This window comes from Bradyrhizobium sp. LTSP857 (assembly GCF_000938285.1).
Lineage (GTDB): Bacteria > Pseudomonadota > Alphaproteobacteria > Rhizobiales > Xanthobacteraceae > Bradyrhizobium.
On sequence record NZ_JYMS01000045.1, the window covers coordinates 125,720 to 140,671 of the forward strand.

Annotated in this window: 13 protein-coding genes; 3 read left to right on the top strand and 10 right to left on the bottom strand. The window is 64.4% G+C overall.

Going from position 1 to position 14,952, the window contains the following annotated elements; all coding sequences use genetic code 11:
- The first annotated feature begins 104 nt into the window (after positions 1-104).
- The gene (locus tag UP06_RS28540; protein WP_045007010.1) at positions 105-995 is read left to right on the top strand and encodes a GntR family transcriptional regulator; all 891 of its coding nucleotides are present in this window, start codon (positions 105-107) and stop codon (positions 993-995) included.
- Positions 996-1,026: 31 nt separating this feature from the next.
- Here the strand turns inward: UP06_RS28540 and UP06_RS28545 are convergent, their stop codons facing one another.
- The 3 genes from UP06_RS28545 to UP06_RS28555 are packed head-to-tail and all read right to left on the bottom strand — an operon-like array spanning position 1,027 to position 4,993.
- Complete coding sequence (locus tag UP06_RS28545; RefSeq protein WP_045007011.1) at positions 1,027-1,458, bottom strand: RidA family protein; 432 nt, start codon at positions 1,456-1,458, stop codon at positions 1,027-1,029.
- Positions 1,459-1,476: 18 nt separating this feature from the next.
- A complete protein-coding gene (locus tag UP06_RS28550) occupies positions 1,477-2,655 on the bottom strand; it encodes an acyl-CoA dehydrogenase family protein (protein WP_045007012.1) in 1,179 nt (392 codons plus the stop codon).
- Positions 2,656-2,671: 16 nt separating this feature from the next.
- Positions 2,672-4,993 (bottom strand): bifunctional salicylyl-CoA 5-hydroxylase/oxidoreductase, encoded by a 2,322-nt coding sequence (locus UP06_RS28555; protein ID WP_045007013.1) that lies wholly within the window; start codon positions 4,991-4,993, stop codon positions 2,672-2,674.
- A 290-nt stretch (positions 4,994-5,283) separates the two neighbouring features.
- Between UP06_RS28555 and UP06_RS28560 the strand changes: the two genes are divergently transcribed.
- Positions 5,284-5,790 (top strand): MarR family winged helix-turn-helix transcriptional regulator, encoded by a 507-nt coding sequence (locus tag UP06_RS28560; protein WP_045007014.1) that lies wholly within the window; start codon positions 5,284-5,286, stop codon positions 5,788-5,790.
- A gap of 32 nt (positions 5,791-5,822) precedes the next feature.
- On the opposite strand, the gene UP06_RS28565 is transcribed toward UP06_RS28560, so the two are convergent.
- From UP06_RS28565 to UP06_RS28595, 7 genes are read right to left on the bottom strand one after another with little or no spacing between them, the layout of a single operon-like run.
- On the bottom strand, positions 5,823-7,436 hold the full coding sequence (locus tag UP06_RS28565) for an ATP-dependent acyl-CoA ligase (RefSeq protein WP_045007174.1): 1,614 nt from the start codon (positions 7,434-7,436) through the stop codon (positions 5,823-5,825).
- Between the two features lie 18 nt (positions 7,437-7,454).
- Positions 7,455-8,612, bottom strand: coding sequence for an ABC transporter substrate-binding protein (locus tag UP06_RS28570; RefSeq protein WP_050032199.1), 1,158 nt, complete (start codon positions 8,610-8,612; stop codon positions 7,455-7,457).
- A 57-nt stretch (positions 8,613-8,669) separates the two neighbouring features.
- Positions 8,670-9,452 carry a cyclase family protein gene (locus UP06_RS28575; RefSeq protein ID WP_045007176.1) on the bottom strand — a complete coding sequence of 261 codons (783 nt, stop codon included), beginning with the start codon at positions 9,450-9,452 and terminating at the stop codon, positions 8,670-8,672.
- A 34-nt stretch (positions 9,453-9,486) separates the two neighbouring features.
- On the bottom strand, positions 9,487-10,728 hold the full coding sequence (locus UP06_RS28580; protein ID WP_082081672.1) for an SDR family NAD(P)-dependent oxidoreductase: 1,242 nt from the start codon (positions 10,726-10,728) through the stop codon (positions 9,487-9,489).
- Positions 10,725-11,903, bottom strand: coding sequence for a thiolase family protein (locus tag UP06_RS28585; protein ID WP_045007015.1), 1,179 nt, complete (start codon positions 11,901-11,903; stop codon positions 10,725-10,727). Before UP06_RS28585 ends, UP06_RS28580 begins: the two co-directional genes overlap by 4 nt.
- A 25-nt stretch (positions 11,904-11,928) precedes the next feature.
- On the bottom strand, positions 11,929-12,357 hold the full coding sequence (locus UP06_RS28590; RefSeq protein WP_082081674.1) for an organic hydroperoxide resistance protein: 429 nt from the start codon (positions 12,355-12,357) through the stop codon (positions 11,929-11,931).
- Positions 12,358-12,388: 31 nt separating this feature from the next.
- On the bottom strand, positions 12,389-13,171 hold the full coding sequence (locus UP06_RS28595; protein ID WP_045007016.1) for an aspartate/glutamate racemase family protein: 783 nt from the start codon (positions 13,169-13,171) through the stop codon (positions 12,389-12,391).
- 631 nt (positions 13,172-13,802) lie between these two features.
- On the opposite strand from UP06_RS28595, the gene UP06_RS28600 reads away from it, so the two are divergent.
- Positions 13,803-14,951, top strand: a complete 1,149-nt coding sequence (locus UP06_RS28600) for an ABC transporter substrate-binding protein (RefSeq protein ID WP_045007017.1) — start codon at positions 13,803-13,805, stop codon at positions 14,949-14,951.
- Position 14,952 lies beyond the last annotated feature (1 nt).

Sequence of the window (14,952 nt, forward strand, 5' to 3'; positions counted from 1 at the left end):
TGACTAAGCTTTGGTCAGACGATTTTTGACGCAGATCGTCGCCCGAAGCTATTGTATCAGAAGTTGCAACTCGTACTTTAGGACGGATCCCAAAGCCCCCTCCCATGGCGCGGTCAACCCAACAAAGCCGCTTTCGTCTCGCCAACCAGATTCTGGTTGTCATCCGGGACGCCAAGTTTGAGCCCGGGCATCATCTTCGCGAGCAGCACCTTGCGGACCTGCTCGGTGTCTCGCGGACGCCAATCCGGTCTGCACTCGACCTCCTGGCCGAGCGTGGCATCGCGGAGACGCGGAAAAATCACGGCTTCTTCCTGCGCAAGCCGTTCGATTCTCTGCACCGGATCGAGATCGAAATCCCCTCGACGATCGACGAAGAGCTTTATGCAAAACTCGTTCGCGATCGCCTCGAACACCGCATTCCGAACTCCATTACGCAGAGTGAGATCGCGCGTCGGTACAATGTCGATCGTGTGGTCCTGGCGCGCACCCTTTCGCGGCTCGCCGAAGATGGCCTGATCGCACGCAAGCAGGGGCATGGCTGGACGTTCCTGCCGACACTGGACTCCCTTGTCTCGCTCCGCGCCAGCTACGAATTTCGCCTGACGCTGGAGCCTTCAGGCTTTCTATTGCCGACATTCAAGCCGGATCTCGCCGCCATCGAACGGATGCGCCTGGAGCACCTTTATCTGGTCTCGCACCCCGACATCGCCTCCGTCTCCAGCACACAGCTGTTCGAGACGGATGCCACATTTCATGAGATGTGCGCCGAGTTCTGCGGCAATGCATTCTTCGCGCAGGCGGTTCAATACCAGAACCGGCTTCGGCGCCTGCTTGAATTCGGCAGCTATTTCGACAGCCGCCGTGTCCGCGAATGGTGCCGCGAGCACCTCGCCATCATCGAAGCCGTTGCCGCCAACAATCTGACGGAGGCCTCGACCCGCATGCGCGCGCATTTGGAGCAGGCTTTCGTGTCTGCCCAAGCGGCCGCGCAGTAATCTCGGCCCGTAGCCGACGCGCGCGCCGTCGTCAGCGCGGGACGACGGCCGTCGCTTCGATCTCGACGCGCGCGGATGGCTCGACGAGGCGCACGACCTGCACCAGCGCCATGCTGGGGTAGTGGGTGCCCAAGACCTCACGATAGGCTTTGCCGAGCGCCTTCAGATTCGTGATGTATTCGTCCATGTCGACGACATACCAGGTCAGGCGCACGAGATGGTCCGGCCGCGCGCCGCCTTCGGCCAGGATCGCGACGATGTTTTCGAGCGTCTGCCGGACCTGCGCGACGAATCCATCACCAAACCGGCCTGCAACGTCCCAGCCGACGACACCACCCGTCACGACGAGGCGTCCCTCGGCCATGATGCCGTTGGCATACCCCTTCGGCTGCGGCCAGCCGCTGGGCTGAAGCACTTGCAGACCGTTGGTCGCCGCGGCTTCTGGCTTTGTCATCGTACTCATGCGGAATTCTCAATCCTCTCAGCGCGGCTTCAGGAGGTCGCGCGCCACAATCAGTTTCTGAACCTCGGTCGCGCCCTCATAGATGCGCAACGCCCGGATTTCGCGGTAGAGGCTTTCGACGACCTCGCCCTTGCGCACGCCGCGGCCGCCGAACATCTGGACGGCGCGGTCGATGACGCGCTGCGCGGTCTCGGTTGCGGTCAGCTTCGCCATTGCAGCTTCGCGCGTCGTCGGCAGCTTCTGGACGTCGCGGCGCCAGGCCGCACGGTAGGTCAGCAGCGCGGCAGCATCGGTGTCGGTCGCCATGTCGCCGAGCGCGGCCTGAGTCAGCTGGAGATCGCCCAGCGTCGCACCGAACATGTGCCGGCTACGCGCGTGCGACAGCGCTTCGTCGAGCGCCCGCCGCGCGAAGCCGAGGGCAGCGGCCGCGACCGATGCGCGAAAAATATCCAGCGTCTGCATCGCGAGCTTGAACCCGCCGCCCGGCGCGCCGAGGCGGCGGCTCGCCGGAATCCGGCAATTGGCAAAGCGCAACGTCGCCAGCGGATGCGGCGCGATGACGTCGATACGCTCGGCAATGCTGAACCCGGGATCATCGGGAAAGACGACAAAGGCCGAAATGCCGCGGGCGCCCGGCGCCTCGCCCGTTCGCGCAAACAGCGTGTAGACGTCGGCAATGCCGCCGTTGGAGATCCAGGTCTTCTCGCCGTCGATGACGTAGTCGTTGCCGTCGGCGCGCGCGGTGCAGGACATCGCCGCGACGTCCGATCCCGCCTCCTTCTCCGACAGCGCGAAGGCCGCAAGCCATTCGCCGGAGCGAACCTTCGGCAGCACGGCCTTGCGCAGCTCCGCAGAGCCGCCGAGCGCGATCGCGCCGGAGCCGAGCCCCTGCATCGCGAAGGCGAAATCGGCGAGGCCATCGGCATAGGCGAGCGACTCGCGCGACAGGCAGATCGAGCGAGAATCGATTGTCGTCGCATCACCGTCGGGTGCCGCGACCGCGCAATCAAGCACCCCCGCCTCGCCCATCGCGCGCACGAGCCGGCGGCAGGCGACGTCGACGTCGCTGTGGTCGATCTTGTCGATCGCTCCCGACTGGACGAAGCGATCGAGCGCCTCGCCGATGATCTGGTGACGCGGCTCGAAGAACGGCCAGTCCAACCATTCGCGCTTGATGACTTTGGCAACGGAGCTCATCTGATCCCTCCTCCGTTCACTGCACTGCGGCCGCAGCGGCTGCACGCGCCAGATTGGCTTCGTACTGTCCTTTGGCGGACAGATATTGCTTCGGCCAGTTGATTGCCGTGATGCCGATGCGCGCAGCCTCATGCAAGGTCCAGGCGGGATCGGCAAGATGCGGCCGCGCAATGGCGCAGAGATCGGCGCGGCCGGCCGCAAGAATCGAGTTGGCGTGATCGGCCTCGGAGATCGCGCCGACTGCAATCGTCTCGATGCCGACCTCGTTGCGGATCAGGTCGGCGAACGGCGTCTGGAACAGGCGTCCATAGATCGGCCGCTCCTCCTTCCAGACCTGCCCCGACGAACAATCAATCAGATCTGCTCCCGACTCCTTGAACATCGCAGCGAAGATCGCCGCGTCGGCCGGAATGTTGCCACCCTCGGTCCAGTCATGGCAGGACAGGCGCACCGACATCGGCCGATCGGACGGCCACAGGTCGCGCATCGCCTTGAACACCTCGAGCGGAAAGCGCGCACGGTTTTCGTGGCTACCGCCGTATTCGTCGGTGCGCCGGTTGGTCAGCGGCGAGAGGAAGCTCGACAGCAGATAGCCGTGGGCGCAATGGAATTCGAGCCAGTCGACGCCGGCCGCAGCCGCACGGCGGGTCGCCGCGACGAAATCGTCACGCACACGGTCCATGTCGTCGCGGTTCATGGCGCGCGGCAGTTGGCTGTTGGGCAGATAGGGCAGCGCCGACGCCGACATCAGCGGCCAATCTCCTGATACCAGCGGCTGATCGATTCCTTCCCAGGGCACTCTAGTCGCGCCCTTGCGTCCGGCATGGCCGAGCTGAATGCCGACCTTGGCGTGTCCGACACTGTGAATGAGATCGACCAGGCGGCGCCACTGCGCCTCTTGCGCATCGTTCCAGAGTCCGAGGCAACCCGGCGTGATCCGCGCATCCGGCGAGACGCAGGTCATCTCGGCAAAGACCAGCGCTGCGCCACCCATGGCGCGCGCGCCGAGATGGGCAATGTGGAAGTCGTCGATGAGCCCGGCCTGCGCCGAATACATCGCCATCGGCGAGACCATGATGCGGTTCGCAAGCCCAAGGCCGCGCACGCGGTGCGGCGTCAGCATCGGCGGCGGCACCCGCTCGCCATCCTTGACGACTATGCCGGAGCGCGCAGCGAACCAGCGCTCAAAGCCCTCCAGCCAGGTGCGATCGCGCAGACGAAGGTTCTCGTGGCTGATGCGCTGTGAGCGTGTCAGCATCGAATAGAAGAACTGCGGCGGCTCCAGCGTATCGGCATAGCGCCGGCCGACCACCTCGAACCATTCCATGGCGTTGCGTGCCGCGTTCTGGATGCGCGCGACATCGACGCGGCGCACCTCCTCGTAGGCTTCCAGCACGGTTTCGATGCCGGCGCGACCGTGACCATGGCGATCGAACTGGTTGGCGAGCTCGATGGCATCGTCGAGCGCGAGCTTGGTGCCGGATCCGATGGCGAAATGCGCTGTGTGCGCGGCATCGCCCATCAGCACGACATGCGACTTGCCGTTGAACACGCTCCATTTGCCGCAGATCAGCCGGCTGAAATTGAGCCACGCCGAACCGCGCAGATGCCGGGCGTTGGTCAGGAGTTTCGCGCCATCGAGCGTCTCGGCGAAGATTTTTTCGCAGAACTCAATCGAGCCCTGCTGATCGAGCTCGCCAAGCCCGTGGGCCTGGTAGGCTTCTTCCGTGGTCTCGACGATGAAGGTCGAGGTCTCGGCGTCGAACTTGTAGATGTGCGCCTGGAACCAGCCGTGCTCGGTCTTCTGAAAATCGAACGTAAAGGCGTCGAACGCCTTCTTGGTGCCGAGCCAGATGAAGCGGTTCGGCCGGATCACCATGTCGGGCTTGAATTGCTCGGCATAGCGGGCGCGGATCCTGGAATTGACGCCGTCGCAGGCGACGATCAGGTCGGCGTCGGGATATTCAAGATCGGACTCGACGTCACGCTCGAAGACGAGCTCGACACCCAGCGCTTCGCAGCGCCGTTGCAGGATGTTGAGCAGATGCTTGCGCCCGATACCGATGAAACCGTGGCCGCTCGTGCGCTGGCGCGTGCCCTTGAAGACGAGCTCGATGTCGTCCCAATGGTTGAAGGCATCCTCGATCTCGGTCGCGCTCTCGGGATCGGCAATCCGCATCGCGGACATCATGGCGTCGGAGAACACCACGCCCCAGCCGAACGTATCGTAGGGCTTGTTGCGCTCGACGACCGTGACGACGTGCTCTGGATGCCGCCGCTTCATCAGCAGGCCCAGATAGAGACCGGCCGGACCGCCGCCGATACAGACTATGCGCATGATCCCTCGCTTTCGCGCGTCGCGCCGTGTGCTGAGCTTCACCCGAATTATTTTAAGCCTAAAGTATTTCGTCGGCGCGGGCCTTGTCAAGATGGGTTCTGCAAAGCCCCCAGGCGACGACCGCAGCCCCCAGCCTCGATCTTTAGACACAATGCAAATTGGACACACGGCGGAGCCGATTCCGGGACCCTCGGGCTGAGCCTTGAATTTACTTTTGGCACGAACTATCTTGCCATCGTCCGTGAGAGCTGCGCCAGCTTTCAACAAGCCACGAAGCCCGGGAGATTCGATTGGCACTCGCGAAGGAGCCCACCCCTGTTTCAGCCAAGAACGGGGCGGATCAGGAGGCCGAGTACAGGGCTCAAACCCGGGTCTGGCTCCGGCTGCTCGCCTGCACGACCCTGATCGAAGGGGAGCTGCGGCGCCGGTTTCGCGAAGAGTTCGATTTCACGATGCCCCGCTTCGACGTTCTAGCCCAGCTCGACCGCGAACCGAGCGGGCTGGTGCTGGGGGAGCTGCCGAAGCGCCTGATGGTCTCGGCCGGGAACCTCACGCCGATCGTGGATCGCCTGGTCGAGGATGGATACATCACCCGCACGCCGTCGAACCTCGACCGCCGCGTCCAGATTGTCTGCATGACGGTCGAGGGCCGCAAGACCTTCAGGCGAATGGCCAAGAGCCACGGCGCATGGCTTGCCGAGCTGCTGGCGGATTTCCCGGCGGACCGGTTCGACGGATTGATCGGCGAGCTCGACGACCTCAAGGGTGCCGTCAGGGACGCGCTGCAAAAACCCTGAGCTGACGCGGCCCTTCGGGTCCGGACCATGCTCTAGCGTCTCAACTTCACGCCGGCCGCCTCGCGATCCCAAATATCCGCGGTGACGCCGGCGTCGCGCAACACGCCCTTCTTGATCTTGCCGTTCTCCGTCAGCGGCATCTGGCTCAGAATGCGCACATAGCGCGGGATGGCGAAATAGGCGATCTGCCCTTCGCAATGCCTGACGATGTCGACGGGCTCCAGCGATTGGTCCGGCTCCAGCAGGATCGCAACCGCAACCTCGTCCTCGCCCAACTCCGACGGCAGCGGGTAGATCGCGCAGGCGGCGACCGCGGGGTGGGACTGGATGGTCTGCTCGACCTCCCACGAGGATACGTTCTCGCCACGCCTGCGGATCGAATCCTTCATGCGGTCGATGAAGCGATAGTGTCCGTCAGGGTCCCGAACGACCCGGTCGCCCGAGTGGAACCACAGATTGCGCCAGGCCTCGACCGTCTTGTCCGGCATGCCGAAATAGCCGCTGGCGAAAGCGAAGGGCTCCTTGGCGCGAAGCACCAGCTCGCCGGCCGTTCCATCAGGAAGCGCAGAATCGTTCTCGTCGACGATCTGCGCCTCGATCCCGTCGGCCAGATAGCCCATCGTCCCCGGACGATCGGAGGGGATTGCGCCTGCGAACACGAAATTGGTCTCAGTCGATCCGTAGCCGTCGACCAGCGGCACGCCAAACCGCTGCAGGAACGGACCGTGGATTTGCGGCGGCACGCCGCCGCCAAGCGCAACGCGAAGACGATGCGCGGAATCATTCGCAGTCTTCGGCTGTGCCAGAAGCATCGACGCCATCGCGCCGAGCAGATACCCGACGGTTGCATTGTGCCGTTGCGCGGCGGCCCAAAAGCCGGAGGCGGAGAATTTCGGCTCTAGTACGTAGGTGCATCCGTTCAGGAGCGCCTGGTAGAACGCATTCAGCGCGTTAGTGTGGAACAAAGGCAGTGTCGTGAACAGCACGTCGCCCTCGCGAACGCCGAGCGCCCGCGCCGAATAGATGGCCCACCAGAACAGCTGCGCCTGCGGACAGCACACACCCTTTGCAGGTCCGGTCGTGCCCGATGTGTAGAGGATCGCGACGGTGTCGCCGGGGCGGACGGCGCCCGCCGGGGCCGCGGCGCCGAGAGCGGGCAACGGTAGCGCGGAAGGCCTGGCATCGATTGCCCCCTCGGCAGCTCCGATGATCCAGGTCCGAGGCGGCAGCTCGACACCGGCCTCGACACTCTCGATCGCGACAACGAACTGAGCCTCGACGACAAGGAGCGCAGGACGCGAGTTGCGGAAGATGTGGGAGAGCTGGAAGCCGCGCAGCGCGGTGTTGATCGGGACCGCGATGGCCCCGAGCCAGGCACAGCCGAGATAGACCTGCAAGAACTCCGGACGGTTGGAGCACATCAGCGCGACCCGATCGCCAGGCTTGATCCCGGCATCGACGAGCGCCTGGGCCGATGCGGCCGCGATCGCCGCTACTTGCGCAAAGGTCCAGCGCGTCTCACCCGCAACGAGCAGGACGCGATCGCCATTCCGTTCGGCCTGCCGCGTGAGAATGGTGGAGAGAATCCGGTCGGACGGGGGAAACAGCTCGACTGCGTGCGCCCAGGCCGGCATCTCGTTCTCCATCACAATCATACTCCAGCCTCAGGGCAACAGCTTGTATTTGCCGTCCTCGATCTGGACCATGATGCGCGAGCGACCGTCGACGCCATACCGATCCGCCGGCGTATAGGTGTAGACACCCTGTGTCCCGACGACCTCCTTGGTCGTGAACAGCGCCTGACGCAGCGCGGTCCGAAATTCCGGCGAACCCGGCTTGGCGCCGGTTGCCATCGCGCGCTTGGCGGCATCTGCGAACACCAGCCAGCCGTCGAAGGAATAGGACGAGAATGAATCCGTCGGCGCCTCGCCGTTCGCCTTCTCGAAGGCCGCACGGAAATCCAGCGCAACTTTCTGGATCGGATTGCTGGCCGGAAGCTGCTCGGCCGCGGTCACCGGCCCGGTCGGGCAGATGATGCCGTTGGCGGCCTTGCCGGCAAGACGGAGGAAATCGGCGCTGATCATGCCGTGATTGCCGTAGAGCGGCCCCTTGTAGCCGCGTTCGGACAAGGCGATGACCGGCAGCGCACCGGGCGTTCCCGTTCCACCCAGCATGATCGCATCGGGATGCGCGGCGACGACGCGCAGCACCTGCGCTGTGACCGATGAGTCCGAACGGGCGTAGCGCTCATTGGCGATCACCTTGATGTCCGCCGACTTGGCGGCCTGCACCAGGGAATCGTAGAAGAGGTCACCTAACGCGTCGGAGAAACCGATGAACGCGACGCTCTTCAATCCTTTCGCCTTCATATTGTCGACAATGCCCTGCAACAGCAGTGGCGTCGGTTGCGGGGTCTGGACCACCCAGGGGCCGCCATCGCCCGGCGGCACCGGCGCGATCGGGGACACCGCGATCATCGGAATCTTCATCTCGATGGCCGCAGTCGCCATCGCGAGCGTCTGGGGTGCGCCGGACGTGCCGATGAGGACATCGACTTTCTCCTGCTCAACGAGCTTGCGGGCGTTGCGCGCCGACGCCGTCGGATCGGAGCCGTCATCAAGCTGGATGACCCGAATCTTCTCGCCGCTGATCTCGCCGATATAGGCCTGGCCCGCCGCGATCCCCTTGCCGTTCGGAATTCCAATCGACGATACCGGCCCGCTGAGGCCGGTGACGAATCCGACGAGGATTTCGGCCTGCGCGATGTGCGGGACGGCAAGAAGCAATGCAGTGGAGGCCAGCAAGCTCTTGATCAAGTTCATGGCACCTGTCTTTCGTGAGGGTTTCTTGTTCTGATCGGCAAGCGCCATGCCTTCGCCTCAGGTCGACGAGACCAGCGCGATGACGCGAAGCGGACTGCCGGAGCCGTTCTGGATCTTCAGCGGCGAGGCCACGATGATGGCCCCGGTGGCCGGAAGCTGATCCAGATTGCACAGGCATTGCAGGCCGTAGCGGCCCGCGCCGTGCAGGAAGTGATGCGCGGGATAAGGCGGCTCGAAATGCCCGGCCTGCCCCGCATCCGTACCGATGGTCTCGTTGCCGAACCCGATGACGCCGCGCTCCTCGACCAGCCATTTCATGACAGCCGCGTTGGGGCCCGGCGTGTGCGCGCCGTCATCCCCGAGATTGGCGTAGTCGCGCCAGCCCTTCTTCGACCAGTCGGTCCGCAGCAGCACCCAGTTCCGGTCCGGGATCCGGCCATGCTTTGCTTCCCAGGCTTCGACGAGTGGGACCGTCAGCAGGAAATCGGGATCCTGGGCCGCCTGCGCGGAGCAGTCGATGACACAGGCCGGCGCGATCATGTCCTTGGCCGGCATGGTGTCGACGGCATTGTTCGGCAGGTTCTTGCCGGTGAACCAGTGAATCGGCGCGTCGAAATGCGTGCCGGTGTGTTCGCCAAACGTGATGTTGTTCCAGTACCAGGCCGGGCCGCGGCCATCGTATCGCGAGATTTCCTGGATGCGGACCGGCGCTGCCTGGCCGAACTCCGGTGGCAGCACGATGACCGGAAAGTCCGGACTGAGCGTAAAGGTCAGATCGACGACGCGCACCGCGCCGGAGGAAATCGCACCCGCCAGTTCCAGGAGATTGTTGCTCTGCATCGTCACGTCCTGCGGCTTGGTTGAAATCTGCATCTCACCTGTCGAGCTCGCGCTCGAGCGCTTTCGGATTGGCCGCGAGACGTTGCCGGATCTCTTCGGCGACATCTCCGACATACATCTCCTCGAGGCCGCCTCGCAGCCCCGCCACGATCGCCTGCGCGATGGCGCGCGGCGCGACCTTCGGCGGCGGCACGGTCTGGAACCATTCGGTGTCGACAGGGCCGGTGAACAGATTCATCACCCTGACGCCGCCGGGCCTGAGCTCGGCGCGAAGGCAGTGCGACAACGACAGGCACGCCGCTTGCGAGGCCGAATAGGCGCCAAAGGCAGGCCAGTTCGCCAGCGCATAGACCGAGAGGATGTTGACCCATGCGACGCTGTTGTTGACGCCGTCGGCGCCGCGCATCCGCACCGCGGGACCAAAAGCCTGCGCGAGGTTGATGAAGCCGAGATAGGCCTGGTCGATCTCGTCCCGCGCGATGCTCGTGCCCCTGCGGTCGAGCAGGCCGCCCGGCCGCACATATTCGGTCGTGTTGATGAGGATATCGACCTTGCCGCCGATGTCGGCTGCGAGATCGGCCGTAGATTTTTCGTCAGCTGCGTCAAGGGTGACGATCTCGATCCCGTCCTGACCGCGCAGCAGCTTCTCGCCAGCGAAAGGCCGCCATGGTTCGGCAACGCCGACGAACACCGTCTTGGCGCCTGCGCCCTTCAAGGCAGCGACGGCCTCCTGGCCGACCACGCTGCGGCCGTTGGTCACGAGCACACGCCGGAATTTCGGGTCGGCCGTCATTTCCCGCCACTGCTTGTCGTCCGCCATGTTGGGAGTCTCCCCCTCGGGATGGGCAAAGGCCACCGCCTGACCGCTCTTGTCGAGCTGAAACGACATGCGGACCGGCGCACCCTCCGCGCAATCGGCGTGGAGATGTGTGACGATCGTCGGACCGCAATCCATCTTGACGAGGCCGATGCGCCAGGGCGTCCGTTCGCGGAAATAGACGTCGCTCGGCACGCGTGCCGTCGTCTCGCAAAGAAGCGTGCCCCGGCGCGGCGCATCGACGAATGAGAGGCCGAACGACAGGCACGACGGACATGCCTCCCGCGCCGGATAAGCAAAGGCGCCGCAAGCCTCACAGCGTTGCAGCAAGAAGCGGCCTTCGGCGGCGCCCCGCGTGTACCCGTGCGACGTCCTGCTTCGCGCTCGCGGCGGTGATGCAGGAAGCCGCGTCCGCAGCAGCGGGTTCTTGCGCCGGGGCGGCTTGATCGGCTCTATCATCGCGAAGGCCCTGCAAAGATCGCGGCACCCGAGGCGAGACCGCGGTCATAGTTGATCATACCGAACCCCGAGGCCAAGGCGAGGCTCGCATTCCTGACCTGGGTGGGGCCCGCAGTCCCCAGAACCTGCCGCAGCCCCTCGACAAGACCGAGATAGGCGCCGGCGGCGCCGGCCTGCCCGACCGAGAGCTGCCCGCCCGACGTGTTGTGCGGAAAGTCGCCGTCAATGGTGAGATCGTGCTGGCGCACGAACTCAGCCCCCTCCCCCTTGTTACAGAAGCCGAGATCCTCGAACTGCATCATCGTGATGACGGGATAGTCGTCATAGGTCTGCACGACGTCGAGATCGTCAGGCTTCACGCCGGCCATCGCATAGAGCTCGCCGATGTCCATCGCCCAACCGCCGCGCACCTGCATCGGGTCGTCGGCAAAGGCATTGTGCCGCTCGATCGTCGACAGAAGTCGTGCGGCCGGCAGGCCCAGCGATGCCGCAGTCTCTTCGCGCATGACGAGGAACGCCTCGGCGCCGGCGCAGGGCATCACGCAGTCGAACAGGTGGATCGGATCAGAAATCGGCCGGGCCGCCAGATATTGTTCGAGCGTCAACGGTGCCTTCATCAGGGCGTGCGGATTGCGTAACGCATTGGCGCGTTGGGCGACCGCGATCCTGCCAACATCCTCGCGTGTGACGCCAAAAGTTCGCATATAGTTACGTGCGATCAGTGCGAAGCTCGCATTGGCGCCGCCCGCGCCGTAGGGATAGACGGCATCCTGGTTGAAGCGCGAGAAATTTTCGAGCGTCAGCCGGAAGGAATCGACGTGGTTAGTGTCGCCTGCCACGCAGGCCACGATGTCAGCGTCATGGGCCTGAACCGCGCGCGCCGCTTTTCGTAATCCGGCGATCGCGCTCGCGCCACCGAGCGGAATCGTATCCAGCCATCGCACGCAGAGCCCGAAATGCTGCGTCAGTCCGATCCCGCTATCGGTCCCCATGGTGAAACTGGAGACGCACAGACCGTCGATGTCGGAGACCTTGATTCCGGCCTGTGCGACGATCGCGCTGAGCGCACGGCCGATCCACCACTGCGCGCTTTCGATGGAGTAGCGCACATAGGGAATCGTGACGGGAGCCGCAATCACGACGCCATCATACGGTGTGCGTAAGGTATTGGTCACCGACCGCCCGCCTGGTTCATCCGCCTCAGACCACCGTCAGTTTCACGGCAATATTGCCACGGGTTGCGTTCGAATAGGGGCAACGCTCGTGCGCGCCCGCGACGACCTCTTCGGCCACCGATTTCTCAACACCGGGCAGATTGACCCTCAGCTCGACAGCGAGCGCATATCCCACGGGAATCGGACCCATCGCGACCTTTGCGGTCACGGAGGGCTCGGCGGATGGCGCAACCTTCCGGGTGCGCGCGACGAGCTTGACCGCACCGAGAAAGCACGCGGCGTAGCCGGCCGCAAAGAGCTGCTCGGGATTGGTGCCTTCGCCACCGGGGCCGCCCATCGATTTCGGCAAGGACAGCGACACCGACAAAAGACCGTCGACGCTGGCGGCCTTGCCATCCCGACCTCCGGTCGCCGTCACCTCGGTCTCGTACAGGATCTTTTCGGGGGTCATCATGACGTGTTCTCCAAGACTAGCTTATCCAGGACTAACGGTTGTTACGGGCAAGCAGCGCACGGAAATCCGCGCGCGCCTGGGCGCTCGCCCGTTTGAAGCTCGGCCCGCGGCTGGGCTCGGTGCCATTGAGCTGCCGGAGCTGCACCCACATCTCGGCACTCTTCAGAGCCACGGCCGCACAGTTGACCACCGGCGCGTGCCCGACCTTCAGGCCGTGCTCCCTCCCGATCAGGAGGCCCGGCAGCACACCGGCGGGGATCACGACATCGGCGCCGCGCTCGACCAGCGGACGTGCGCAGGCGACAAAATCCTCGATCATGCGGGCTTGCGCGGCCTGGTCTCCGGCGAATGCATCGGCGAAATCCTCAGGCTTGCAGCCAAGATTGGTCACGTGGACCACACGATCGCGCAGGCCGTAACGCTCCGCCTGCTCGTAGTGCCAGACCTCGAAGACGGGATCGAGCGTCACAAGGCCGAGCCGCCGACCGAGCTGTGAGGCCGCCAGCAACGTCGCCTCGCCGGTCCCGATCACGGGAATGTCGAGCGCCGAGCGCAGCTCGTAGAGTCCAGGATCCTGGAAATGCCCCATGACAAAGGCATCGAATCCGCCCTCCTCGGCCGCGATGCCGTTGTCGATCGCCTGGACGGCGCAGCGCAATTCCGCAAGCCGTCCGAACTCCCGGTCCGGCGGTGAAATGCCCTCGACGTGAACCGTCGTACCTGATGCAGCGATGTTGTTGAGGTATTCCGACAGCCGCGCCATGTAGGGCGCGTTGACGCTCGCATCAACGAAGCTCTGCCAGAAGATGCGCATCGTCCTTCTCCTCAAGCGGTGATCGGAGGATCGGTCGTCGGCTGCCGATAAATATATTTCAACCATAAACTAATTGACGCGTCAAATGCGCGCGGCGGCGCCGACGACGGGCGCCGTCACGGCCAGGCGAGCATGGCCTTTTCGTACCGCCGAGCGGCGAGGAAACGCCGCACTCCGACGAAATTGTATGCAACAACATTTTTTTCTGACAGCGCCGTGACACGTGTTGACGGCCCCACCAATAATACTTTAGGCTTTAAGTAATTCCTCGCCGGTCAAGGACCGGTGGCCACGACAATGACGTTGCAGGGCACCGATTTTGAGAAACTCAATCGTGTGGACAGTCGCCGTGCTCGAACAGCCGGCAGCAGCAGCATCGCCGGTCGCGCATCGCGGCGGCGTCGACGACTTCTCATCGCTTCAGAAAAGGCCCGCCCGCATTCGCCGATGGGCCCGTTGTTCGAGCGGCAAGCAACCCCATGGCTGCTGACGCCCGGCCGAGCAAGCTCTCTTCGGTCGCGCCCGGGTTTCGGCGCTACAGCAACGCTTTCAATCGGTTCGTTCGTCGTTCGGGGTTCCCGCGCGGCGGCTTCGAGGCATTCCTATCCAGCACCAACGGAGGATAACGTAAATGCGCAAGACTGTGAGCCTACTCGCACTTGCCGCCGGGGTCTTCGCAGCCCCGGCTGCGCAGGCCGACATCACCATCGGCTTCGTCACGTCGCTCAGCGGCAACGGTTCGTCGATCGGAATCCCCTATGGGCGCGGCATCAACGCCGCCTATGAATACAAGAAGACCATCAACGGCGAGACCATTCGCCTGATCCAGCTCGACGACGGCTCCGACCCGTCGGCAGCGACCCGCAACGCGCGCAAGCTCGTCGAAGAGGAGAAGGTGGACCTCCTGATCGGCACGGCGACGGCACCGTCGACCATCGCCATGGCGGCGGTGGCGAGCGAGCTGAAAGTGCCGATGATCGCGATCTCGCCGATCGGCAAGCTTCCGGACTCGCCCGAGCAGTGGGTGGTGTCGGTGCCGCAGCCTGCTTCCCTTCTCGTCAAGATCGTCGCCGACCGCATGAAGCGTGATGGCATGAAGAACATCGGCTATATCGGCTTCACCGACGCCTGGGGCGATCTCGTCTACAACGGCGCGAAGGCCGCCGAAGCCGCCGGTGACATCAAGATGCAGACCAACGAGCGATATGCCCGCACCGACACCTCGGTCACCGCGCAGATCCTCAAGGTGCTTGCCGCCCGGCCGGACGCCGTGCTGGACGGCGGCTCGGGCACCCAAGGTGCGCTGCCTCTTCTCAGCCTCGCCGACCGCGGCTTCAAGGGCAACACCTACGGCACGGTGGCGCTGGTCAATCCAGACTTCGTCAACGTCGGTGGCAAAGCGGCCGACGGCATTCAGGTCTCCGCCGGCCCCGTGATCGTGGCCGAGCAGCTTCCCGATGAGCACTTCGCCAAGAAGATCGCGCTGGATTTCCGCGCGGTCTACCAGAAGACCCATAACATCCCGACCACTGACGGCTTCTCCGCCTATTCCTTCGACGCCTGGCTGATTTTCGCCAATGCTGCGGAGCGCGCGCTGAAGACTGCGAAGCCCGGAACGGCGGAATTCCACACGGCGCTGCGGGACGCGATCCTCAGCACCAAGGAGTTGCCGGGCGTGCATGCCGTCTACAACTTCAAGCCTGGTGCGGTGACCGGCGTCGACGAGCGCTCGCTCGTCGTGGTGCGCCTGACGGGCGGCGCCTGGAAATACGCGCCGTAGT